The organism is Buttiauxella cochleicola (assembly GCF_021282435.1).
In the GTDB taxonomy this organism is placed as follows: domain Bacteria; phylum Pseudomonadota; class Gammaproteobacteria; order Enterobacterales; family Enterobacteriaceae; genus Buttiauxella; species Buttiauxella massiliensis.
The window spans coordinates 215,966-238,741 of the sequence record NZ_JAJSOT010000004.1 but is presented as its reverse complement, the minus strand read 5'-3'; the positions used below and the strand labels follow the sequence as shown (position 1 = coordinate 238,741).

Below are 22,776 nucleotides of genomic sequence, written 5' to 3'. Positions count from 1 at the left end.
ATCGGCAAGGAACAGATATGCTAATTCTAATTTCACCTGCAAAAACACTGGATTATCAAAGCGATCTTCCTACCGATCGCTATACGCAGCCCGAGTTGCTGGACTATTCCCAACAGCTGATTGCCGTGGCGCGTAAACTTAGCGCCCCGCAAATCTCATCCCTGATGCATATCAGCGACAAACTGGCTTCGCTAAACGAAACCCGTTTTCACGAATGGCACCCGGAATTCACCCCACAAAATGCGCGTCAGGCGATTCTGGCGTTTAAAGGTGATGTGTATACAGGGTTGCAGGCTGAAGAGTTTAGCGATGCAGATTTCGATTTCGCCCAGCAGCATTTACGGATGCTTTCCGGGTTGTACGGCGTATTGCGCCCACTTGACCTAATGCAGCCATATCGTCTGGAGATGGGCATTAAGCTTGAGAACCCTCAGGGTAAAGATCTGTATCATTTCTGGGGTGACACCATCACCGAGAAACTGAACCAGGCGCTGGAAGCTCAGGGTGACAATGTTGTGATTAACCTGGCTTCAGATGAATACTACAAATCGGTCAAACCGAAAAAGCTCAATGCAGAAATCTTCAAGCCGGTGTTCCTTGATGAGAAGAATGGCAAATTTAAAGTCATTAGTTTCTATGCCAAGAAAGCCCGTGGCCTGATGAGCCGCTACATCATTCAAAATCGCCTGACTAAACCTGAGCAACTCACGGGCTTTAACACTGATGGCTACTTCTTTGATGAAGTGGCTTCCGGTAAACATGAATTGGTATTCAAGCGTCACGAGCAGTAAAGCAAAACGCCAGCACAATGCTGGCGTTTTGCTTAGTGATGTTTGTATTGGCCATAATGATTGCCGTTATCATGGTGGTCCTTATCATGGTGGTCCTTATCATGGTGGTCATGGTCATGGCGCTCGTCATGATGGTCATGCGGATGCCATCTGTTATCACGCCATTCATAGTGGTCGTTCCACCAGCCACGGTCCCGCCAGTGGCCGCCGTCCCAGTAATTACCGCCCCGATCCTGGTCGCCAATTTGCAGTTTCACCGCTGGAATTAGCGTAATTTCTGAAGCCTGCGCAGCCAGCGGAGCGACTACCAGAATCGATAATGCGAGAACAATTGATTTCAACATAAGCTACTCCTTACTGCATTCATGCCCATTATAGGTCGTTGAAGAGAGCATATGCCTGACAGCATGGGGTTGTTATTCTCCGCAATCCTAATCTCAGATTGCCCGCATTTAATGGGAATTCCTACATTTTCCCTCCTTGTTTCCCGCACATTTCCTCCATGATTCAGACGTAAATCCCACATTGACTTATTTTGTCAAAAGCGTACTTTTTAGGACATGAAAACCTTTCTGATTATTGTTCCTGATGGCGGGGTACTGTTCGAAGCCGCCGGGATTGCCGACATACTGATGCAAGCCAACCGCTTACAAGCGGAAGACTTGTCTCAACCTCGCTACCAGATAAGACTTGCGACCACTCAGCCTCATCAGGTGATCCACGGTCAATCCGGGCTGAACTTGCTGGCCGACTATCGCCTGCACGAACTTGATCCTTATGAACCTCGGGATACCATTATGATCACGGGGAGAGGATCAGATGAGTTAGAAGGTACCGCGGTGGTCGATTGGTTAAAGCTTGCCGCACCTCACGCTCAGCGCATTGTTTCTATTTGCGGCGGGGCAATGTTGTTGGCACAGGCTGGGTTACTTAACGGCCGTCGTGCGACAACCCATTGGCATCTGCTGGAAAAGATGAAATCCACTTACCCGCACGTCAAAGTCGAAAGTGGTCCACTCTATCTTCAGGATGGCCCTATCTGGACTTCTGGCGGAGTAAGCTCAGGTTTTGATCTGACCCTCGCGCTGGTCGAAGAAGATTATGGCTTTACGCTTGCTCGCGACGTGGCACAGGATCTGGTGATGTATCTGCGTCGTCCTGGCGGACAGATGCAATTCAGTCGATACCATCTCCAGCAAAGCGACATCTCCAGTCCGATAGGTCAATTGCAAAACTGGCTGCTTGAAAATCTATCCGCCGATTTGTCAGTTGAGAAACTGGCTGACCGGGCAGCGATGAGTCCCCGTAACTTCACGCGTGTTTTCAGCAAAGAAACTGGCATCACGCCAGCGCGCTATGTTGAAGAAGCTCGCCTTGCCGCAGCCCGACATTGCCTTGAGCAAACGCAGGAAACGCTCGCTCAGATAGCGAGCAAAGCGGGATTCGGCAACACCATCACTTTGCGCCGCGCCTTTGAGCGTCAACTCCACCTCACACCGGGTGAATACCGCGAGCGTTTTCATTGTCGAAAAATGGCGTGAATTGATCCTTTTTTGTCATTTACGCCACTTTTCCTGAAGCCTACAGTGATTCCAGACATTTCAAAGAAGGAGTCAATCATGGTTAAGGTCGGTATTAATGGTTTCGGCAGAATTGGTCGTAACGTATTACGCGCCACGCTGGGCAACGCAGACGTAGAAATTGTAGCAATCAACGATCTGACAGACAGCAAAACCCTCGCTCACCTACTGAAACACGATTCACTGATGGGAACCTTGCCTGTTCCTGTTGAAGCGGCTGACGGGCATTTGCATGTGGACGGCAAACTTGTTCGCGTGTTTAGCGAAAGAGATCCGGCAAATATCCCGTGGCATGATGTGGGTGTCGATATTGTTATTGAGGCCACGGGTTTCTTTACCAGTCGCGAGCAGGCCGCAGTACACATCAATAGCGGCGGAGCAAAACGCGTCATCATCTCGGCACCTGGTAAAGATGACGACCTGACGATAGTGATGGGCGTTAACCACCAGCAGTACGATCCGGAACGCCATTATGTCGTGAGCAATGGCAGTTGTACCACTAACGGCCTTGCGCCTGCCGCACAGGTTTTGCATCAGCAGTTTGGTATTGAACACGGTTTGATGAACACGACTCACGCTTACACCAACAGCCAGGCGTTACACGATCAGCCGGAAAAAGACCTGCGTGGCGCGCGAGCTGCCGCCCTCTCCATTGTTCCTTACTCCAGCGGCGCGGCAAAAGCGTTAGGCAAAGTCATTCCTGAACTGGACGGACGCCTGACCGGTTACTCATTGCGAGTGCCTGTACCGGTCGTTTCTATCGTTGATTTAACGGTAACCTTAAAACGCCCGGTCACCGTAGTGCAGGTGAATGCAGCATTCCTGGAAGCAGCAACAAACGGCCCGCTAAAAGGCATTTTGGGCTACAGCGATGAACCGCTGGTATCGAGTGATTATCAGGGGGATCCACGTTCTTCTATCATCGACGGGCTTTCGACGCTGGTGATTGGCGGTAATCTGGTCAAGATATTGGCCTGGTACGATAACGAATGGGGCTTCTCTAACCGCCTGGTCGACCTTGCAGCAATGATGGCTAAACGCGGGCTCTAAAAATGCTCCCGCAAGCCCTTTTAAAATCCACGCACCAGCGTGGATTTTTTTCACATACAAAACAACAACGAGACGAACTCGACGTTACCGCTTTGCTTCTGGAGTATATTCATCAGACTCCCCCCAAAGCAAAGAGGCTGTAAATGACGATCTCTGCGTTTAACCGCAAAAAACTGACGCTTCACCATGGTCTGTTTGTAGCACTGAGCGCCATATTTTCATTAGGCTCGACGGCATATGCCAACGACACTCCCGCTTCAGGCTACCAGGTTGAAAAAGTGGTTATCCTCAGCCGCCACGGTGTGCGGTCACCAACCAAGATGACACAAACCATGCGTGATGTTACTCCCAATAGCTGGCCAGAATGGCCGGTAAAACTGGGTTATATCACGCCACGCGGAGAGCATCTGATTAGCCTGATGGGCGGTTTTTATCGCGAGAAGTTTCAACAACAGGGGATTTTATCGCAGGAAAATTGCCCTGCTCCGAACTCAGTTTATGTCTGGGCAGACGTTGATCAGCGCACGCTTAAAACGGGCGAAGCTTTCCTGGCAGGGCTTGCCCCGCAATGTGGTTTGACTATTCATCACCAGCAGAATCTTGAAAAGGCCGATCCTTTGTTCCACCCGGTGAAAGCGGGTATCTGTTCAATGGAGAAAAATCAGATTCAACAGGCCGTTGAAAAGCAGGCGCAAACCCCGATTGATAATCTGAACCAACACTATCTTCCATCCCTGGCCTTGATGAACACTACCCTCAACTTTGCAAATTCTGCCTGGTGTCAGAAACATAGTGTGGATAAAAGCTGTGATTTAGGGCAATCCATGCCGAGCAAGCTTTCGATAAAAGATAATGGCAACAAAGTTTCTCTCGATGGGGCCGTTGGCCTGTCATCCACACTTGCTGAAATTTTCCTGCTGGAATATGCGCAAGGGATGCCGCAAGCGGCCTGGGGGAATATTCATTCAGAGCAACAGTGGGCGGAGTTGCTGAAACTGCATAACACCCAATTTGATTTGATGGCACGCACGCCTTATATCGCCAGACATAACGGGACGCCTTTATTGCAGACCATCAGCAACGCGCTGGACCCGAACGCCACCGCAAGCAAGCTGCCTGATATCTCGCCGGACAATAAGATCCTGTTTATTGCCGGGCACGATACCAATATTGCCAATATCGCAGGCATGCTCAACATGCGCTGGACGCTACCAGGACAACCCGATAACACCCCTCCGGGCGGCGCTTTAGTCTTTGAGCGTTTGGCGGATAAAGCCGGGAAACAATATGTTAGCGTGAGTATGGTGTATCAGACACTCGAGCAGTTGCGCGCTCAAACACCGCTTAGCCTTCAGGAACCCGCAGGAAGTGTGCAGCTAAAAATTCCTGGCTGTAGTGACCAGACGGCTGAAGGATATTGCCCGCTGACAACATTCACACGAGTAGTTAGCCAAAGCGAGGAACCAGGCTGCCAGCTACAGTAAATATCCGACGAAAAAAATGCCGCTCGCGATTAAGCGAACGGCATTACTTTATAGCTTCCCGGGTCGGATTAGCGCGGCGACAGCCGACAAACCTATGCATCTATCGTTGTCAGCAATCCGAAAAACTTACGCTTTGGCCATCATCAATTTACGCAGCTCGGCAAAATCTGCTGGCAGATTATGGGAGAGCAGCGGTAAGTCAGCACGCTCAGCAAGCTCTGCAGGCAGTGGCAGAGTTTCGCCCAGAATCTCTTCCACGCTCTCTTTAAACTTCGCTGGATGCGCCGTTCCGAGGAACAGGCCGTATTCGCCCGGCTGGAGTTGGTCGCGCAGTGCACGGTAAGCGATAGCAGCGTGTGGTTCAGAAACATAGCCCACAGCTTTCAGCTCTTGCATGGTGGCTTTGGTGGTCTCGTCAGTCACGGTCGCATAGCCCAGATCGGTCAAACGCCAGGTTTTACGGCGGAACAACTCCTCCACACGCGGCCAGTTGTTTGGCTGGCTGACATCCATGGCGTTAGAAAGCGTCGCCACAGTCGTTTTCGGGGTCCATTCGCCGTTAGCTAAGAAGCGTGGAACGGTATCGTTCGCGTTGGTCGCCGCAATAAAGCGCTTGATTGGCAGGCCAAGTGATTTTGCCAGCAGGCCAGCCGTCAAATCACCAAAGTTGCCGCTTGGCACGGAAACCACCAACTGGTTGCGTGCTTCCTGAGGCAGTTGAGCAACAGCTTCAAAGTAGTAGCAAATCTGCGCCAGTAAACGGCTGATGTTGATAGAGTTGGCAGAGTTTAACCCCAGTGCCACTTTCAGCTCTTCATCATCAAACGCTTGTTTCACCAGCGCCTGGCAGGCATCAAAATCTCCATCAATCGCGACGGTTTCAATATTGCCGCCCAGCGTACAGAACAGTTTTTCCTGCAATGGGCTGATTTTGCCGCGCGGATACAGAATCACGACGCGCACGTTTTTCAGGCCATAAAATGCATGCGCAACCGCAGCACCAGTATCACCAGACGTTGCAGTCAGAATCGTAACCGGTTTGTCACCGCTGATATGCGTCAGCATCTGCGCCATAAAACGGCCGCCAAAATCTTTAAATGCCAGCGTCGGGCCATGGAACAGCTCAAGACAGCCGATGTCCGGCTCAACGCTTTTAACTGGTGCAGGGAAAGCGAAGGCCGCACGCACGCGCTCTTCGAGGACTTCCTGCGGAATTTCATCACCGAGGAAAGCAGACAAAACTTTGCTGCTGCGGGAGACGAAATCCATTTTCAGCATTTCGTCTATTTCTGTCAGTTCAAATTCCGGCAAATCATGTGGAAAAAACAGCCCCTGCTGTTTACCCAACCCCTGCACAATCGCCTGGGCAAAATTGACCTGCTCGTTATGATCTTTAAGGTTATACAGTTTCATGCGTTATCCCAGAACTCGTGCGCCCGCCGTATCCAGACGGCAAATATGTACAAAACCTTCCTGGTTCTGCAAATAGTGTTGGCTGAGCCAGTCAGCCACGCGTTGTGCGGTATCAGTGTTATCGCACAGCGCAAATAGAGTTGGGCCAGAGCCCGAAATACCACTCGCCAGCGCACCAATATCTGCAGCAGCCTGGCGTGCCTCGTTAAAGCGCGGCAGCAATTTAGCGCGATACGGCTCAGCAATCACATCACGCATCAGTTTTGCCGCAAGCTGTGGCTGGCGGGTGTGGCATGCGTGAATGAAGCCCGCCAGATGGCGACCATGACTAATACAATCCTGGCGGCGATAAAGCGCCGGTAGAATGGCTCGTGCTTCTGCGGTAGAGACTTTAATCCCCGGATATGCCAGCACCCAAAGCCATTCATCAAAACCCGGTACAGACTGGCTGATGATGCCATTTTCTTCAATCATCAGCTGCATGCCACCGAGGAAACACGGAGCTACGTTATCATAATGAACGCTGCCTGAAATGCGCCCTTCCAGCTCGCCCATCAAGCTCAGTAAACGCGTGTCGCTCAATGGTTTGCCGCAGTATTCATTCATCGCCATCAGGCCTGCGACCACTGAACAAGCGCTGGAACCGAGGCCGGAACCAATCGGCATGCTCTTTTCCAGAGTCATTTTCACGGGAATATTTTTGCCGATCTCCTGGCAGAAACGCTCCCAGCATTGATAAACGATGTTTTCGCGCGGCTCGTCTGGCAATTTGCTGGCGAAGCGCCCGATGTTGTTCAAACTAAAAGTGTCTGCCGCTTCGACAGTCACGTAATCCCCAAGCAGCGAGCCATCTATCGGCGATACGGCTGCGCCCAGAACATCAAACCCGACGCTCATATTGGCACTGGAAGCCGGGGCGTATACTTTAACCATCTTAAACTCCTAACTTCCATGACAAAGTGCGCAATAAGTCGGCGAAAACACCGGCAGCAGTCACATCATTCCCTGCTCCGTAACCACGCAGGACTAACGGCAAAGGCTGGTAATAATGGCTGTAGAAGGCCAACGCATTTTCGCCATTTTTAACTTTATACAATGGGTCGTTGCCATCCACCGCATCAATTTTAACTTTACAGCTACCGTCTTCTTCAATCACGCCAACATAACGCAGCACTTTTCCTTCATCACGGGCTTTTGCAACTTGCGCAGAGAACTCATCATCCAACTGCGGTAAGCGCGCCATGAACGACTCGACATCACCTGTAGAATCAAAGGATTCAGGTAATACTGGCTCAATGATGATATCCGAAAGCTCAAAATTACTGCCGGTTTCACGCGCCAGAATTAACAGCTTACGCGCCACATCCATACCAGAAAGATCATCACGCGGATCGGGTTCGGTATAACCCATTTCACGGGCAACTTTTGTTGCTTCTGAAAGGCTCATACCCTCGTCGAGTTTGCCGAAAATAAACGACAGAGAGCCAGAAAGAACGCCAGAGAAACGTTGTAACTCGTCACCTGCATTGAGCAAGTTTTGCAGGTTTTCGATAACCGGCAGACCGGCCCCTACGTTGGTATCGTAAAGGAATTTACGGCGTGATTTTGCCGCCGCGTTACGCATCTGGTGGTAGTAGTTCATGGTCGAGGTGTTCGCTTTCTTATTCGGCGTCACCACGTGGAAACCTTCACCAAGGAAGTCAGCATACTGGTCGGCAACCGCCTGGCTGGAAGTACAGTCAACAATCACCGGGTTCAGCAAGTGATACTCTTTTACCAGACGAATCAGACGCCCAAGGTTGAACGGCTCTTTCGCCTGGGCCAGCTCTTCCTGCCAGTTATCCAGATTCAGGCCATGAATATTGGTCAGCAGAGCTTTCGAGTTCGCAATTCCACATACACGCAGATCGATATGCTTTTGCTTCAACCAGGCCTGCTGACGTTTCACCTGCTCAACTAATGCAGCACCCACTCCGCCCACGCCAATCAGGAACACTTCGATAACCTGGTCGGTATTGAATAGCATCTGGTGAGTCACACGCACACCCGTTGTCGCATCGTCGTTACTGACCACAACCGAGATAGAACGCTCGGATGAACCCTGCGCGATGGCGACGATATTGATGTTGGCGCGGGCAAGGGCTGCGAAGAACTTAGCGGAAATACCGCGCAGAGTACGCATACCGTCCCCGACGACAGAGATAATGGCCAGATGCTCCATGATCGCCAGTGGTTCAAGCAGACCCTCTTTGAGTTCGAGATAGAACTCATCATCCATCGCACGACGCGCACGTACGCAATCCGCCTGCGGCACACAGAAGCTAATGCTGTATTCAGAGGATGACTGAGTAATCAACACCACCGAAATTCCAGCGCGGGACATAGCAGCAAAGACGCGTGCCGCCATACCAACCATCCCTTTCATTCCTGGGCCTGAAACGTTAAACATCGCCATATTATTCAGGTTAGTGATGCCTTTAACCGGCAGATCATCTTCATCACTTTCTGCACCAATTAAAGTGCCAGGCGCTTGCGGGTTACCCGTGTTTTTAATCAGGCAAGGGATTTGGAATTGAGCAATCGGGGAAATAGTACGTGGATGAAGAACTTTGGCGCCGAAGTAAGAAAGCTCCATGGCCTCCTGATACGACATCGATTTTAGAAGCCTTGCATCCGGTACCTGACGTGGGTCGCAAGTATAAACGCCATCAACATCAGTCCAAATTTCACAACAGTCCGCGCGTAAACAGGCAGCCAGCACGGCCGCTGAATAGTCAGATCCATTACGACCCAGAACGACTAACTCGCCTTTTTCGTTCCCGGCAGTAAAGCCCGCCATCAGGATCATATGGTCAGCCGGAATACGGCTGGCAGCAATGCGACGAGTTGACTCAGTAATATCTACAGTGGATTCAAGGTAATGCCCGACAGCGAGAAGTTTCTCTACCGGATTGATAACCGTCACATTGTGACCGCGAGCTTTAAGCAATTCAGCCATGATAGCGATAGAGAGCTTTTCGCCACGGCAGATGATAGCGGCGTTGATGCTGTCCGGGCATTGCCCCAACAGGCTGATACCGTGCAGAACATGCTTTAGCTGCGCAAACTCCTTCTCAACAAATCCCTTGAGTTGCACGACAGGGAAACCCGGCTGTGCATCTGCGAGACCATTCAGAAGTTCGCTGAAAATGCGTTCTGCATCGCTGATATTCGGTAAGGCATCCTGGCCGCCAATTGTTTTTTCAATCATGGCAACGAGGTGATTGGTAATTTTCGCCGGGGCAGACAGCACGGTCGCAACCTGCCCCTGTTTGGCATTGCTTTCCAGGATATCGGCAACACGCAGAAAACGCTCCGCATTTGCCACTGAAGTACCACCGAATTTCAACACTCGCATTTATTATTACCCTTGAGTTTTTAGTCCAAAAAAAAGCCCGCACTGTTTAGGTGCGGGCTTTTTTCGTTTTTCCTGGTATGCGTCAGCCCGCACCGTTACCTGTGGTAATGGTGGTTGTAATAATTGTTGTCATTGGGCTGATGCGAATCATGGATGTTGTGTGCTCGTAATATGATTTACCTATATTGACTAAAGTATCCGGCAATCTAAGTCAATTTATTTTTAATTTTACCACTATTAGTGACACAGCTTCTGAACGCTGAAAAAGCAGCAAAAATCGCGCTTATTACGCTGAAAAAACGGGGGAATCACACCCCATCCTCACTGCTTTTAAAGCGGTTTCCAGCATTATTCTCTGGCAGTTTTTTTTCGATATCATGCAGCAAACGGTGCAACATTGCCGTATCTCGCTGCGCTAACAAGCCAAGACGCTGCTGTAACCAATCAACCATTTTTTGGTCGCTGCTCGCCTCAACACGCTCAAGCAAGGCAGTGATACGAGAACGTAATGCGCTTAGCTGTTTGGCATCCACCACATCATGTTCTGGCGCAGGGAGCTGCATAAGTGCTGAGAGCTGATAACAATAGACCATTACAGCCTGGCCAAGGTTAAGCGACGGATAATCCGCAACCATCGGTACGCCGGTCAGAACATCTGCCAGTTCGAGTTCTTCATTGGTTAGCCCCGAATCTTCACGACCAAACACCAGTGCCGCAGTCCCTACCCAGGTTCGCTTTTCTTCAAGTAATGGAACCAATTGTTGCGGTGTGGCGTAGTAATGAAATTTAGCGCGGCTGCGCGCAGTGGTTGCAATCGTAAAATCGACATCATGCAAGGCTTCCGCCAGCGTATTAAAATGCTGTGCATTATCCAGCACATCACCAGAACCATGCGCGACCCAGCGTGCTTCTGGTTGTCGATCGGCTTCGCTATCAACCACACGCAAATCAGCAAATCCCATGGTCTTCATCGCTCTAGCTGCTGCACCCACATTTTCAGCTCTGGCTGGTGCGACCAAAATAATTATAAAACGCATTAAAACTCTCTTTAAAAAAGTGCCCGTTATTGGACATTCACAAATTTCAAATGATAATACGCATCAAAAATTTACATTAAAGTAACATTCGTATATAAAATGCATGTAATACGAATCATAAGCACCTTGAATACATATTGGTGGTTTGACCAGCAAGCAAAGATGCAGTAAAAAGCATTATCTCATTGTTTTAAATAACAAAAAAACCATATTAACACCATCATCAATCTGATTTATGTTCTTTACTAATCAATTCATGTAACTATATATATTATTAAAATATTGTGATGAAATGTGGCAAAACGCTACGATGATTTCATCAAACTGTTAACGTGCTACAATTGAATTTGATATATGTCAACGAAGCGTAGTTTTATCAGATGTCTAAAGCGGTCCTGCCTGTTATGTTGCTGTTAAAATGGTATAGGATAACAACCGTTTTTGACACCGTCGGGTCCAGAGGGAAAAGTGCCCACGACCAAGCTAATGATGTTGTTGACGTTGATGGAAAGTGCATCAAGAACGCAATTACGTACTTTAGTCATGTTACGCCCAGCATGTTAATTTTTGGCATGTATTAGGCAGGTCAGGGACTTTTGTACTTCCTGTTTTGATTTAGTTGGCAATTTTAGGTAGCAAACATGCAGACCCCGCATATTCTTATCGTCGAAGACGAATTAGTAACACGCAACACGTTAAAGAGCATTTTTGAAGCTGAAGGTTATGATGTTTTTGAAGCGACTGATGGCGCTGAAATGCATCAAATCCTTTCCGATAATGACATCAACCTGGTCATTATGGATATCAATTTGCCAGGCAAAAATGGCCTGCTGCTGGCGCGTGAATTGCGTGAGCAAGCCAATGTGGCATTGATGTTCCTGACGGGTCGCGACAACGAAGTCGATAAAATTCTTGGCCTTGAAATCGGCGCAGATGATTACATCACTAAGCCATTCAATCCACGTGAATTGACTATTCGTGCACGCAACCTGTTGTCTCGTACTATGAACCTGGGTGCAATCAGCGAAGAACGTCGTTCCGTTGAAAGCTACAAGTTCAATGGATGGGAATTGGATATCAACAGCCGTTCATTGGTCAGTCCAAATGGTGAGCAGTACAAGTTGCCGCGTAGCGAATTTCGCGCCATGCTGCACTTCTGTGAAAACCCAGGGAAAATTCAGTCCCGTGCTGAATTGCTGAAGAAGATGACAGGTCGTGAGCTGAAGCCGCACGATCGTACCGTTGACGTCACAATTCGTCGTATTCGTAAGCATTTCGAATCGACCCCAGACACACCTGAAATCATCGCTACGATTCACGGCGAAGGTTATCGCTTCTGCGGCGATTTACAGGAATAAACCTGTAATCAAACATGAATGTGAAAGGGCGGATTTTTAATCCGCCCTTTTCTTTTGTCTCGATTATCTATCTATTTCCACAAGCGGAACCGCTCCGGATCTTTCTGCATCTCGCCATTTTCTGGCACCTGTACTTTTCTTCTCATTCCGTACCAGTCGATATTTCGTGTCAGTAACATAATGGCTGAGAGTGCTGCAAAAAGGACCCCAGTTCCGAGCAGCAGAGCACTGTCTTCAGACTGCAATAGCTGCCAGAGCACCGCATCCAGCATCAATAATCCCAGAGTGAACATTGCACTCGCTTTCCCGCTATTGAGTACAGCCTTAAGGTAAAAACCGCTAATTCCGGCACAAACCAGGCTCGCCAGCAGCCATGCTCCGTTAAATCCAATGTGCTCCGATACGGCCAGTAGAACGAGATAGAACATCACGAGCGATAGCCCAACCAGCAAATACTGCATCGGGTGAACACGCAGTCCGGTCAGTGTCTCCAGCAAGAAGAAGCTCATAAATGTTAGACCAATCAGAAGGATGGCATATTTTACTGCGCGGTCAGTCAGTTGATACTGGTCGACCGGGTTCGCTACCGTGACGCTAAAGGCTGGCAGACGGTCGACGTCAACCCGCTGACCATCATAGAAACTGGTATTCAGATTGTTAGCAAACCAGGTGCTTTGCCAGCTGGCGCTAAATCCACTATCAGTGACAGTCCGCTGCTGCGGCAAAAAATCGCCCATAAATCCAGGATGCGGCCAGTTGCTGGTTAAGTTGAACTGGCTATTACGACCAACAGGCACGACGGCAAGCTGTTTAGTTCCCATCAAATCCAGGTTAAAACGCAGCGTGAGTTTCTCATCCTGAAGACGTTTTACAGGGAGAATGGCATGTAGCCCCTGCCCCACTCCTGGTAGGTTGCTACCAGGTTCAATCGGATAAGACTCACCGTTGATATCAAGTTCACCCACTTTACCAATCCCGCGTGAGTCGCCGACTGCCAGCACCACGTATGGCGTACCAATAAGAGTATCGGGACCTATCTCGTTTGAGAGCAATTGGCGATTAAACGTGGCATCAAACGTGATAGCTGTGCGCCAGATTTGCCCCTCATAAATACCGATATGGCGTGGTTCAACGGTTTGCTTCCCCACAATACTCAAGTTCTCTGGCAGGTAGTAACGAATGAACCGGCGCTCTTTCTTAATCTCTTTATTGTCTTCCATAACGGTCGTCAGCTCCGTTATGGGGATGGCGATCAGTGGACCAGTAATGGTTTGCGGCCCACTGGCACTTTGGCGCAGTGACTGTTCAACATCATCCCGATAACTGCTGCGTTCATTAACTAACGAACTCAACATATTTAAGGGAATCAACAACACCACCATACATCCCAACAAGGTCATGACTTTCCAGAACAACGCAGATTTAAACATAATCCCCTCCATTTTTGATGGGCAGAGGATAGCGAGCGTTTGTGGGGGCTAAATGAAGTTATGTGAAGGGACGGTGAAGTGCGGGAGTTATTTTTCAGGCAGTGCCAATCGAACTTGCACACCACCTTCAGGACGATTCTCAAGAGTTATGGTTCCACGATGCAAACGTGCGACTTCATGAACAAATGCCAGCCCTAAGCCACTGCTTTTTTGCCCGTTGCTGCGCGGCAATGAGTAAAAACGTTCGAATACGCGTTCTTTTGCATAATCAGGTATCCCGCTTCCTGTATCAGAAACCAAAATAGTGATCTGTCCAATATGTTGTTCAACACTTAAAACCACCTCCCCAGCGGGCGGAGTAAAATCGAGCGCATTATCCAGCAAATTCCCAACAGCTTGCTCAAGCAAAGCCGGATCACCTTCCACGGTAAGATCTTCGGGAACATTTTTATCGATTCTTAACGAGATTTGTTTACTGCGGGCGAGCACTTCGCGGCTATCGCATAGCGAAGAAAATAACGCTGGCAGATTTATCGACTGAGCCGTAATTTCAACCCGGCTTTCCAGTTTTGCCTGGCGTAATAGATTATCGACCAGCTGTTGCATGCGCAGATTTTGCTGAAGAATGTTCGCAGAGAACTTCTCGACAATTTCTGGCGGCGGGCCTTCACGTAAAATTTCTGCCGCACCACGAATCGCCGCCATCGGGCTTTTCAACTCATGAGTCAGGGCATGAACGTACTGCTCTATATACGTTTTCCCTTCGAGTTTCAGCCGCATACTTTCCAGCGCCAACGCCAACTTACGCAATTCGCTACTGCCAGGTTTAGGTAGCGGTAAAGGGTGCTCGGTGGTGACCGAGTCTGCATAGCGAACCAGCTTTCCGATTGCCCTGTTAATCCACAACACAAACCCAAAACCAATCAGCAAAGCAATGCCCAGTAATGCCACGCCCGCCCACAGAATGCGCCGCTCACTGCGGCGTATAACCGGGTCCATAGCGCTGTTTGGCTTACCAACACTCAACACACCAATGATGTTTTGCCCGTCACGCACGGGTGCTGCCACATACATCACGGTGCTTTCAGGGTTGTTAGCGTTTACTGGAGTGCTGCGTGCACCGTATTTACCCTGTAGCGTCAGCCAGACATCGTTCCAGCGGGAGTAATCTTCACCTGTTGCATTGCCACTGGAATCAAATAAAACGATCCCTTTCGTATCAGTTAGATAAACACGGTATTCATTTTTGGATTTGGTAATGCCACTGATATTGGCCTTGAAGGAGTGTTGATTAAGCCGGGAGAATGCCTGCGCGAGCTGGCCGTTTTGTGCATTTCCCGCCAGCATATCGGCTTTAGCAAATTCGGCCAGTAGCGTAGCGGTATCAATTAACGTGCCTTCCGTTGCGCGCCGAACGCCTGGCTTCACTTCCTGTAAAAAGATCGACAGTACAAACCAGGCCGCAATCGCCACAATCAAAAAATAGCCCAGCAGCAGGCGCATCCCGATACGCATTAATTCACACCAAGACTGTAGCCTAAGCCACGATGCGTGTTGATCGGTGAAAGATCGGGGTTGATCGCCCGCAGTTTGGCACGCAGCGTTTTAATATGCGTGTCGACCGTGCGATCAAAACTTTCTTCGGCAGTACTCCACACCAGATCCATCAATTGTTGGCGGGAAAATACTCGACCAGGCCACTGTAAAAAAGTCTTTAATAACAAGTATTCATAGCGAGTCAGCTGCAACGACTGCTGGCACCAGGAGATCTGCGCGGCCATTTCATTGAACTCGAAAAGGCCAATCCGCTGGGTGCTCCCGGCTAAAGCCTGCCGTTGTTTTTGCAGGCGACGCAGTACCGTTCGAACCCTCGCGCAAACTTCACGTGGGGAAAACGGTTTGGCGATATAATCATCAGCGCCAATCTCAAGGCCAATCAGTCTGTCGACTTCTTCACTGCGCGCGGTAAGAAACAGCAGCGGAAGATCCGGGTAATCAGCCAGCAGGCGGCGACATAATTCAAAGCCGTTAATATCAGGCAGGCCAACATCCAGAATAGCCAGATCCGGGCGTTCTTCATGTGCAGCTTCCAGCACAGGCAAACCGCGATCGAAGGCACGCACCGAAAACCCCTCTTGCTGTAACGTGTAGATCAACGTATCAGCAATACTGGTTTCATCTTCAACTAACCAGATAGTGGCCTGGTTCATCGCATGCTCCCTGTTACTTCCACGGCATAATTGGCACCGCACTCAGCGCATTTTTTGGTGAGCCTTCAACCACTTTGTCGGAATACGCCAGATAGGCCAGAGTGTTACGTTTAGCATCATAGAAACGCACGACTTGCAGTTTCTTGAACACCAATGATGTCCGTTTCTGGAACACAACATCACCCTGAGTTTTGCCAGCTTTTATTTTTTCGCTTAGCTCTACTGGCCCAACTTGCTGGCAAGAAATCGCCGCATCTGAAGTATCTTCTGCTAGCCCTAGCCCACCTTTAATGCCACCCGTTTTTGCACGGCTAATATAGCAAGTGACGTTTTTAACATCCGGATCGTCAAATGCCTCAACAACAATTTTATGGTCAGGGCCAAACACCTTGAAAACGGTATCGACTGAGCCGATCACTTCTGCCCGAACACCCAGTGAAATAAACAGCAATGAACTCAGCGCGACTAAAACTTTATATTTCATATTGTTACCATTAGTTAATGATTGCCTTAAGCGACTATTCACACCCTGGACTAAAAAACCGTTAAATATCACGTTATTAATAAAATTGTTCGAATGAGTAACTGATTTTGGCACGTCTTGTTAAAAAAAACTCTGAATGTCATGACAACAAAAAGTGCTATCATCGCCCAAATTGACGGCACTCACCGTGTCAGGATGAGGATATTATATGGATCAGACAGGGATCATTCGCGATCTATTAACTTGGCTGGAAGGCCACCTGGATCAGTCACTGTCTCTGGATAATGTGGCGGCAAAAGCAGGTTATTCCAAGTGGCATCTACAACGGATGTTCAAAGATGTTACGGGTCATGCCATCGGTGCATACATCCGCGCACGTCGTTTATCAAAGTCAGCAGTGGCGTTGCGTCTAACCGCTCGACCTATCCTTGATATTGCTTTGCAGTATCGCTTTGATTCTCAGCAGACATTCACTCGCGCCTTCAAAAAGCAGTTTGCCCAAACACCGGCACTCTATCGTCGCTCACCTGACTGGAGCGCATTCGGTATGCGTCCACCGTTGCGTTTAGATGAGTTTACTCTTCCTCAAGCGCAATTTGTCACTCTGCCAAAAACCCATTTGGTGGGGGTCACGCAAAGTTACAGCTGTACGCTCGAGCAAATCTCTGATTTCCGTAATGAAATGCGTATCCAGTTCTGGACGCAATTCCTCGGGAATTCTCCGACACTGCCGCGCGTATTGTACGGTTTGCATGAGCCGCGCCCAAGCATCGAGAAAGACGACGAGCAAGAAGTCTTCTATACCACTGCGTTAACACCTGAAATGGCGAATGGGTTCTTACCCGACTCTCATCCGGTCAGCCTTGAAGGTGGGGATTACGTACAGTTCGACTACGAAGGGCCGGGCACGGGTTTGCAGGAGTTTATCCTGACCATTTACGGAACCTGCATGCCGTCCCTGAATCTGACTCGTCGCAAAGGCCAGGATATTGAACGCTTCTTCCCGCAAGAAGAAGCGCGTGTTCATGACCGTCCAATGCAGATCAGATGTGAGTATCTGATTCCTGTACGTCGCTAATTAACGCTGAAGTTCATCCAACGCAGGGGCATCTAAATGCGAGATATCCCCTGCTGTTTCAACCACCCAGCCGGAAGCCAACCACGGGCTTTGCTGGTGATCCACACGGGAAATTGAACAGTTTCTTAAACGTAAGCGACGTTCAGCCCAGGCCGGTAATCCCAGAATCGTACTCACCAGGCAGCCTAACGCCATACCGTGGCTCACCAGCAATGGGCGACTGCCAGCAGGTAAATTCAGGCAAGCATTTAAAGCCGCATGCATACGCTCACTCATCTCGAGCATGCTTTCCCCTTCGGGAATACGCCCATCAGCGGTGCCATTAACTAACTGACGACGCCAGCTCTCTTCTTCTTCGCTTAGCGTGTCCAGATTCCGGCGTTCTAGCACGCCCATATCCAGCTCACGTAAACGCGCATCCAGCGTGACATCCACACCACATGCATGCGCGATTATCTCAGCGGTGCGGCGCGTACGCCCCAGATCGCTGGCAATCACATGCGTAATGCCTAACGTTTTAACCCGCTCGGCCACCTGCTCGGCCTGACGTTCTCCTTTTTCAGTCAGCGCACTGTCTGACTGGCCCTGAATGCGGCGCTGCGCATTCCACTGCGTTTCGCCGTGGCGAACAAGGTATACCTGTAACATGCGTTTTTTCCGTTATACTGCGGCAACAATTTCTTGAGAGTTTCACTGATTATGTACCATGTCGTCTGCGCAACAACTAATCCAGCCAAAATTCAGGCAATTCACCAGGCATTCGACGATATCTATGGGGAGGGATGCTGCCATATTGAACCCGTCGCCGTCGATAGTGGTGTGCCTGAACAGCCATTTGGAAACCATGAAACGCGAACTGGCGCACGATGCCGAATTATGAACGCCCGTCAGGTGCGCCCGGAAGCTGATTTTTGGGTGGCGGTTGAGGCGGGAATTGATGATGACAGTACATTCAGTTGGGTTGTGATTGAAAACCAAAATAAGCGTGGTGAAGCCCGTTCAGCAACGCTCCCACTTCCTGCCATCATTCTTGAAAAAGTACGTGCAGGCGAAGCATTAGGGCCTGTGATGTCCGCCTATACTGGTATCGATAAAATTGGTAATAAAGAAGGCGCGATTGGCGTGTTTACTGCCGGAAAATTAACTCGCAGTAGCGTTTACCACCAGGCGGTTATTCTGGCCTTGAGCCCATTTCATAACGACGTTTATCGTTAATCTTTAGCACTCAATAATTCCTGCTCCAGCCACGCACGCAGCGCTGGTGGGGCAGATTTCAAGCTATTTGAGCCACGGGTAATAGTCGCAATCCCCGCACCCAGTTCATTTTTAAGCTCACGCTGGCTCATTTCGCCGCGCAGTAACTCTTCGACAATTCTGACACGAGTCCCAAGCGCTGTGCGTTCGTCTGGTGTCAGCAGCAACATAAGCAACGGCATATGCAGTTGCTTATCGAAAGATTGCTGGAGCAGCTCCACAAAGCGGAGCCACTCTTGATTGCTTTGTTCGGCGTGTTCTGCCGAGTATTGAGAGTGCTGAGTCATGTTATGCCACCCTACTTCATACTAATTAACTAGTACGATAGCATAACATGGACACCCCAAAATCAATAACGGCGTTGCCACTCAGTGTCCGTCAGCAACGGTGCGGATTTACCCATGAAGTATTGATAATACGCATCATAAGCCAGCACGTTTTTCACATATCCGCGCGTTTCTGAGAAGGGAATACTCTCAACAAACGCAACTGCATCGATGCGCCCTGCACTGTTACCAAGCCAGGTTCTGACTCGGCCCGGCCCCGCGTTATAAGCAGCTGACGAGAAGATCCTATTGTTCTCGAATTGCTGATAGACGGACTGCAAATACGTCGTACCAATATTGATATTGGTTTCAGGGTCGAGTAACTGAGAGGGGCTGCTGTAACCTGGAATGTTGAACACTTTCACAGTATGCGCAGCCGTAGCCGGCATAACTTGCATCAAGCCGCTGGCTCCAACAGGTGATTTCACTTTCGGGTTCCAGGCACTTTCCTGACGCGCAATCGCCATTGCATAGCTTTGCGAGATATCTTTATCGCTGACATAACGAGAGAAAACATCCTTATACGCCAGAGGGAAACGCTCTTCGAGATGATCCCAAAGCTTCCCGGCGATCGTTGCCTGCACGCTAAGATCCCACCAGTTTTGATCAAACGCATAACGCGCCAATCCTTCCTGCTCTGGTTTGCTGCGGCTGGTGATTAAATTCGCCCATTCGCTGCGCGCAGTGTTATCCATCTGCCAGTACATTAACTCGCGAACTCGCGCCATTTCTGGTCCCTGGACCAGCGCTGGATTGACCGCTACCGCTTTGTCTACCCGCAACGGGTATTCTTCCCCTAAACGCTGGGCTGCCACCATTGGGTAAAATCCGCGTTGCTGCATCAAAGAATGTAGGATCTCTTTGGCTTCCACATCACGGCCACGTTCCAACAATAGATCTGCCTGCCAGTAACGCCACTCATCTTTCTCTTTGGCTTCCATCGGTAAACGCGCAAGCCAGGTATTCAGGCCAGTACGATCGCCCGTTCCCAGCGCCATACGTACACGTCTTTCAACTAGCGTCGTTGATTCTGAACGCATAATGGCATCATCGCGCCATGCAGCCTGTTCGGCCGTAACATCATTGCCCATCAAGCGCCAGGCGACGGTATCTCTGAGCTCCTGAGCCTGAGAGTCATTAAGTTGCTGCGCTTGCACCAGTGACGGGATCATCATGCGCGCATTTTCTACGTCATCCCGGGCCACTCGGGTAAAAGCTATTGCCGCAGCCTGACGCGTAAAGTCTGTTGCACCCACAGTTTGGGCAAATGTCAGCACCGAATTGGGGTTATTTTGCAGATTTATTAGCGCGCTGGAGATGGTTTGGTAATCCGCAGGCATTTGGCTTGCGAGGCTATTGACCAACGAGGTATTGCCCTCTTTCATCGCCAGGCGAATACGCTCCAGATAGGCCAACGGATCTTGAGTCCCTGAAGAGCGCCACGCCGAGAATAAACGGTCACAGCTTGACGGCAGATTCTTCCCCGTCAGCCACAAATCTTTGGCTCCCACCCATGCGGCATCCGCCTGGCCGGTATTCCATTTTGCGTAGTAATAATTACATTTAGATTCGGTCGTACCCGGCTGCTCAGGGCTAAATGCCAGCAAGCCACGCCAGTCTTCACGACGGGCGAGTTCATTCACAAAGCGTGACTTCAGGGAGCGAGCTGGCGGCAGCGTTGGATTTGCCTCAATAAAGCGACTAACGACAAGCGTTGGCTCATTCATTAAGTCGTCTGTAATCTGGCGATATTCTAGATAAGGATAGAGAGGATAATCCTGCAACGTGGGCATCATTCGCTGCACCACATCCATTTGCTTGCTATCCCACGCTTGTTTGATTTGTGCGTATCGGCTGCGTTGCTCATCGAGCGAGTCCGCACGAACTGCATGAGTTAATGCCGCAAGGCTTACAATTGCCACCAGCAATTGTCCCGCGACTTGTTTGGCTTTCCCCACAAGTTCTCCTCACATATTTACAGGCAGCATCATGCCGCCATTGGTTACTTCATGCTAACTCTGCTATTGCTGTTTCGCCACGCCAGAGCACGTTATTTTGGGTATAACACTGTCCAGAGTGTTTCGGGTAACACATCCTACTTCCCCTGCTGGGATTACCTGCTGAAAACGGCTACACTTCGCCTTTGATACGAACCATCTTAAATCACGAAAAAGAGGCGAAGTCGCACTGTGGCTCAATTCGTTTATACCATGCATCGAGTCGGCAAAGTTGTTCCGCCGAAACGTCATATCCTGAAAAATATCTCTCTCAGTTTCTTCCCTGGCGCCAAGATTGGCGTACTGGGTCTGAACGGTTCCGGTAAATCCACGCTGCTGCGCATTATGGCCGGCATTGATACCGACATCGAAGGCGAAGCGCGCCCACAACCTGGACTAAAAATCGGCTATTTGCCGCAAGAACCGCAACTCAACCTTGAACATACCGTCCGTGAATCGGTTGAAGAAGCCGTAGCTGAAGTCGTTAATGCCCTGAAAGGCCTCGACGAAGTGTATGCCAAATACGCTGAGCCGGACGCCGATTTCGACAAGCTGGCTGCCCAACAAGGTAAGTTTGAAGAAATCATTCAGGCACACGACGGTCACAACCTGAACGTGCAACTGGAACGTGCTGCTGATGCGCTGCGTCTGCCAGATTGGGATGCGAAAATTGCTAACCTGTCCGGTGGTGAACGTCGCCGTGTAGCACTTTGCCGCCTGCTGCTCGAAAAGCCAGACATGCTGCTGCTCGACGAACCAACGAACCACCTGGATGCTGAATCCGTGGCGTGGCTCGAGCGCTTCCTGCACGACTTCGAAGGCACCGTTGTGGCTATTACCCACGACCGTTACTTCCTCGATAACGTTGCAGGCTGGATTCTGGAACTTGACCGCGGTGAAGGTATTCCGTGGGAAGGTAACTACTCCTCCTGGCTTGAGCAGAAAGACGAACGTCTGGCTCAGGAAGCCTCTTCGGAAGCGGCTCGCCGTAAATCCATCGAGAAAGAGCTGGAGTGGGTACGTCAGGGTGCGAAAGGCCGCCAGTCTAAGGGCAAGGCGCGTCTGGCTCGCTTTGAAGAGCTTAACAACACTGAATACCAGAAACGTAACGAAACCAACGAACTGTTTATTCCACCAGGCGCACGTCTGGGCGATAAAGTCGTTGAGGTTACCAATCTGCGTAAATCCTACGGCGACCGCCTGCTGATTGAAGATCTGACATTCTCTGTACCGAAAGGTGCAATTGTCGGGATCATCGGTCCTAACGGCGCGGGTAAATCTACCCTGTTCCGTATGATGTCCGGCCAGGAACAGCCAGATAGTGGCACCATTGAACTGGGCGAAACCGTCAAACTGGCGTCTGTCGATCAGTTCCGTGACGCAATGGACAACAGCAAAACCGTGTGGGAAGAAGTTTCCGGCGGCCAGGACATCATGCGCGTCGGTAACACCGAAATGCCAAGCCGTGCGTACGTTGGTCGCTTTAACTTCAAAGGCGTCGACCAGGGTAAACGTGTCGGTGAGTTATCCGGTGGTGAGCGTGGTCGTCTGCACCTTGCAAAATTACTGCAAGTTGGCGGCAACGTACTGCTGCTCGATGAACCAACCAACGACCTGGATATCGAAACCCTGCGCGCGTTAGAAAACGCCCTGCTGGAATTCCCAGGCTGTGCCATGGTTATCTCGCACGACCGTTGGTTCCTTGACCGTATCGCCACGCACATTCTGGATTACCAGGATGAAGGCAAAGTGGAGTTCTTTGAAGGCAACTTTACTGAGTACGAAGAGTACAAGAAACGCACCCTGGGTGCGGATGCGCTGGAACCTAAGCGTATTAAGTACAAGCGCGTAACGAAGTAATAAAAAAGGGGGCGCTTGATGCGCCCC

At 50.0% G+C, this 22,776-nt stretch carries 21 protein-coding genes, 1 pseudogene and 1 other annotated feature; of the genes and pseudogenes, 8 read left to right on the top strand and 14 right to left on the bottom strand.

The annotated features are described in order from the left end of the window. Positions 1-17: 17 nt before the first annotated feature. Positions 18-791 carry a peroxide stress protein YaaA gene (yaaA, locus tag LVQ77_RS12000; protein ID WP_232904527.1) on the top strand — a complete coding sequence of 258 codons (774 nt, stop codon included), beginning with the start codon at positions 18-20 and terminating at the stop codon, positions 789-791. A 32-nt stretch (positions 792-823) separates the two neighbouring features. Here the strand turns inward: yaaA and LVQ77_RS11995 are convergent, their stop codons facing one another. Continuing rightward, entirely contained in the window at positions 824-1,135 is a 312-nt protein-coding gene (locus LVQ77_RS11995; RefSeq protein ID WP_232904526.1) for a DUF2502 domain-containing protein, read from the bottom strand. A gap of 216 nt (positions 1,136-1,351) precedes the next feature. Between LVQ77_RS11995 and LVQ77_RS11990 the strand changes: the two genes are divergently transcribed. The 3 genes from LVQ77_RS11990 (at position 1,352) to LVQ77_RS11980 (ending at position 4,905) form a co-directional block, all read left to right on the top strand. Continuing rightward, complete coding sequence (locus tag LVQ77_RS11990) at positions 1,352-2,332, top strand: GlxA family transcriptional regulator (RefSeq protein WP_232904525.1); 981 nt, start codon at positions 1,352-1,354, stop codon at positions 2,330-2,332. Between the two features lie 78 nt (positions 2,333-2,410). Beyond that, positions 2,411-3,421, top strand: coding sequence for a type I glyceraldehyde-3-phosphate dehydrogenase (gap, locus tag LVQ77_RS11985; protein WP_232904524.1), 1,011 nt, complete (start codon positions 2,411-2,413; stop codon positions 3,419-3,421). Positions 3,422-3,564: 143 nt separating this feature from the next. After that, complete coding sequence (locus LVQ77_RS11980; RefSeq protein ID WP_232904523.1) at positions 3,565-4,905, top strand: AppA family phytase/histidine-type acid phosphatase; 1,341 nt, start codon at positions 3,565-3,567, stop codon at positions 4,903-4,905. Between the two features lie 126 nt (positions 4,906-5,031). Here the strand turns inward: LVQ77_RS11980 and thrC are convergent, their stop codons facing one another. The 6 genes and pseudogenes from thrC to yjjY all read right to left on the bottom strand — a co-directional run bounded on the left by thrC (position 5,032) and on the right by yjjY (position 11,297). Beyond that, positions 5,032-6,318 (bottom strand): threonine synthase, encoded by a 1,287-nt coding sequence (thrC, locus tag LVQ77_RS11975; RefSeq protein ID WP_232864619.1) that lies wholly within the window; start codon positions 6,316-6,318, stop codon positions 5,032-5,034. Between the two features lie 3 nt (positions 6,319-6,321). Beyond that, on the bottom strand, positions 6,322-7,251 hold the full coding sequence (thrB, locus tag LVQ77_RS11970; RefSeq protein ID WP_064513827.1) for a homoserine kinase: 930 nt from the start codon (positions 7,249-7,251) through the stop codon (positions 6,322-6,324). 1 nt (position 7,252) lies between these two features. Further along, positions 7,253-9,715 carry a bifunctional aspartate kinase/homoserine dehydrogenase I gene (gene thrA / locus LVQ77_RS11965; RefSeq protein ID WP_232904522.1) on the bottom strand — a complete coding sequence of 821 codons (2,463 nt, stop codon included), beginning with the start codon at positions 9,713-9,715 and terminating at the stop codon, positions 7,253-7,255. Positions 9,716-9,741: 26 nt separating this feature from the next. Beyond that, positions 9,742-9,859: a sequence feature (Thr leader region), on the bottom strand. Further along, positions 9,798-9,866, bottom strand: coding sequence for a thr operon leader peptide (gene thrL / locus LVQ77_RS11960; RefSeq protein WP_072009468.1), 69 nt, complete (start codon positions 9,864-9,866; stop codon positions 9,798-9,800). (Overlaps the previous feature by 62 nt.) A gap of 157 nt (positions 9,867-10,023) precedes the next feature. Further along, a complete protein-coding gene (locus LVQ77_RS11955; RefSeq protein WP_232904521.1) occupies positions 10,024-10,752 on the bottom strand; it encodes a tRNA/rRNA methyltransferase in 729 nt (242 codons plus the stop codon). Between the two features lie 402 nt (positions 10,753-11,154). After that, positions 11,155-11,297: pseudogene (gene yjjY / locus LVQ77_RS11950) on the bottom strand (YjjY family protein). Positions 11,298-11,393: 96 nt separating this feature from the next. Here yjjY and arcA point away from each other — a divergent pair. After that, on the top strand, positions 11,394-12,110 hold the full coding sequence (gene arcA / locus LVQ77_RS11945; RefSeq protein ID WP_034459438.1) for a two-component system response regulator ArcA: 717 nt from the start codon (positions 11,394-11,396) through the stop codon (positions 12,108-12,110). Between the two features lie 71 nt (positions 12,111-12,181). On the opposite strand, the gene creD is transcribed toward arcA, so the two are convergent. The 4 genes from creD to creA form a co-directional block, all read right to left on the bottom strand. After that, entirely contained in the window at positions 12,182-13,540 is a 1,359-nt protein-coding gene (creD, locus tag LVQ77_RS11940) for a cell envelope integrity protein CreD (protein WP_232904520.1), read from the bottom strand. An 87-nt stretch (positions 13,541-13,627) separates the two neighbouring features. After that, the gene (creC, locus tag LVQ77_RS11935; protein WP_232904519.1) at positions 13,628-15,055 is read right to left on the bottom strand and encodes a two-component system sensor histidine kinase CreC; all 1,428 of its coding nucleotides are present in this window, start codon (positions 15,053-15,055) and stop codon (positions 13,628-13,630) included. Beyond that, complete coding sequence (gene creB / locus LVQ77_RS11930) at positions 15,055-15,750, bottom strand: two-component system response regulator CreB (protein ID WP_232904518.1); 696 nt, start codon at positions 15,748-15,750, stop codon at positions 15,055-15,057. Before creB ends, creC begins: the two co-directional genes overlap by 1 nt. Positions 15,751-15,763: 13 nt before the next feature. After that, entirely contained in the window at positions 15,764-16,234 is a 471-nt protein-coding gene (gene creA, locus LVQ77_RS11925; protein WP_232864625.1) for a protein CreA, read from the bottom strand. A gap of 208 nt (positions 16,235-16,442) precedes the next feature. Between creA and robA the strand changes: the two genes are divergently transcribed. Continuing rightward, positions 16,443-17,312, top strand: a complete 870-nt coding sequence (robA, locus tag LVQ77_RS11920) for an MDR efflux pump AcrAB transcriptional activator RobA (RefSeq protein ID WP_034459448.1) — start codon at positions 16,443-16,445, stop codon at positions 17,310-17,312. On the opposite strand, the gene gpmB is transcribed toward robA, so the two are convergent. Then, positions 17,313-17,960 carry a 2,3-diphosphoglycerate-dependent phosphoglycerate mutase GpmB gene (gene gpmB, locus LVQ77_RS11915; RefSeq protein ID WP_232864626.1) on the bottom strand — a complete coding sequence of 216 codons (648 nt, stop codon included), beginning with the start codon at positions 17,958-17,960 and terminating at the stop codon, positions 17,313-17,315. It lies immediately after the preceding gene. A 51-nt stretch (positions 17,961-18,011) separates the two neighbouring features. Here gpmB and yjjX point away from each other — a divergent pair, with 51 nt between their 5' ends. Next, complete coding sequence (gene yjjX / locus LVQ77_RS11910; protein ID WP_232864627.1) at positions 18,012-18,527, top strand: inosine/xanthosine triphosphatase; 516 nt, start codon at positions 18,012-18,014, stop codon at positions 18,525-18,527. Here yjjX and trpR read toward each other — a convergent pair. Beyond that, positions 18,524-18,853, bottom strand: a complete 330-nt coding sequence (trpR, locus tag LVQ77_RS11905; RefSeq protein ID WP_034459454.1) for a trp operon repressor — start codon at positions 18,851-18,853, stop codon at positions 18,524-18,526. The genes yjjX and trpR overlap by 4 nt on opposite strands. 62 nt (positions 18,854-18,915) lie before the next feature. Next, on the bottom strand, positions 18,916-20,850 hold the full coding sequence (sltY, locus tag LVQ77_RS11900; RefSeq protein WP_232904517.1) for a murein transglycosylase: 1,935 nt from the start codon (positions 20,848-20,850) through the stop codon (positions 18,916-18,918). A 231-nt stretch (positions 20,851-21,081) separates the two neighbouring features. On the opposite strand from sltY, the gene ettA reads away from it, so the two are divergent. Then, the gene (ettA, locus tag LVQ77_RS11895) at positions 21,082-22,749 is read left to right on the top strand and encodes an energy-dependent translational throttle protein EttA (RefSeq protein WP_064513850.1); all 1,668 of its coding nucleotides are present in this window, start codon (positions 21,082-21,084) and stop codon (positions 22,747-22,749) included. The last annotated feature ends 27 nt before the right edge of the window (positions 22,750-22,776 follow it).

What these genes read in the sequence shown, in the direction of transcription:
- yjjX (WP_232864627.1), top strand. Translation starts at nt 18,012, where the DNA reads ATGTACCATGTCGTCTGCGCAACAACTAATCCAGCCAAAATTCAGGCA.
- creB (WP_232904518.1), bottom strand. Translation starts at nt 15,750, where the DNA reads ATGAACCAGGCCACTATCTGGTTAGTTGAAGATGAAACCAGTATTGCT.
- gpmB (WP_232864626.1), bottom strand. Translation starts at nt 17,960, where the DNA reads ATGTTACAGGTATACCTTGTTCGCCACGGCGAAACGCAGTGGAATGCG.
- thrA (WP_232904522.1), bottom strand. Translation starts at nt 9,715, where the DNA reads ATGCGAGTGTTGAAATTCGGTGGTACTTCAGTGGCAAATGCGGAGCGT.
- yaaA (WP_232904527.1), top strand. Translation starts at nt 18, where the DNA reads ATGCTAATTCTAATTTCACCTGCAAAAACACTGGATTATCAAAGCGAT.
- creD (WP_232904520.1), bottom strand. Translation starts at nt 13,540, where the DNA reads ATGTTTAAATCTGCGTTGTTCTGGAAAGTCATGACCTTGTTGGGATGT.
- arcA (WP_034459438.1), top strand. Translation starts at nt 11,394, where the DNA reads ATGCAGACCCCGCATATTCTTATCGTCGAAGACGAATTAGTAACACGC.
- creC (WP_232904519.1), bottom strand. Translation starts at nt 15,055, where the DNA reads ATGCGTATCGGGATGCGCCTGCTGCTGGGCTATTTTTTGATTGTGGCG.
- LVQ77_RS11980 (WP_232904523.1), top strand. Translation starts at nt 3,565, where the DNA reads ATGACGATCTCTGCGTTTAACCGCAAAAAACTGACGCTTCACCATGGT.
- LVQ77_RS11995 (WP_232904526.1), bottom strand. Translation starts at nt 1,135, where the DNA reads ATGTTGAAATCAATTGTTCTCGCATTATCGATTCTGGTAGTCGCTCCG.
- creA (WP_232864625.1), bottom strand. Translation starts at nt 16,234, where the DNA reads ATGAAATATAAAGTTTTAGTCGCGCTGAGTTCATTGCTGTTTATTTCA.
- LVQ77_RS11990 (WP_232904525.1), top strand. Translation starts at nt 1,352, where the DNA reads ATGAAAACCTTTCTGATTATTGTTCCTGATGGCGGGGTACTGTTCGAA.
- thrB (WP_064513827.1), bottom strand. Translation starts at nt 7,251, where the DNA reads ATGGTTAAAGTATACGCCCCGGCTTCCAGTGCCAATATGAGCGTCGGG.
- LVQ77_RS11955 (WP_232904521.1), bottom strand. Translation starts at nt 10,752, where the DNA reads ATGCGTTTTATAATTATTTTGGTCGCACCAGCCAGAGCTGAAAATGTG.
- thrC (WP_232864619.1), bottom strand. Translation starts at nt 6,318, where the DNA reads ATGAAACTGTATAACCTTAAAGATCATAACGAGCAGGTCAATTTTGCC.
- trpR (WP_034459454.1), bottom strand. Translation starts at nt 18,853, where the DNA reads ATGACTCAGCACTCTCAATACTCGGCAGAACACGCCGAACAAAGCAAT.
- gap (WP_232904524.1), top strand. Translation starts at nt 2,411, where the DNA reads ATGGTTAAGGTCGGTATTAATGGTTTCGGCAGAATTGGTCGTAACGTA.
- robA (WP_034459448.1), top strand. Translation starts at nt 16,443, where the DNA reads ATGGATCAGACAGGGATCATTCGCGATCTATTAACTTGGCTGGAAGGC.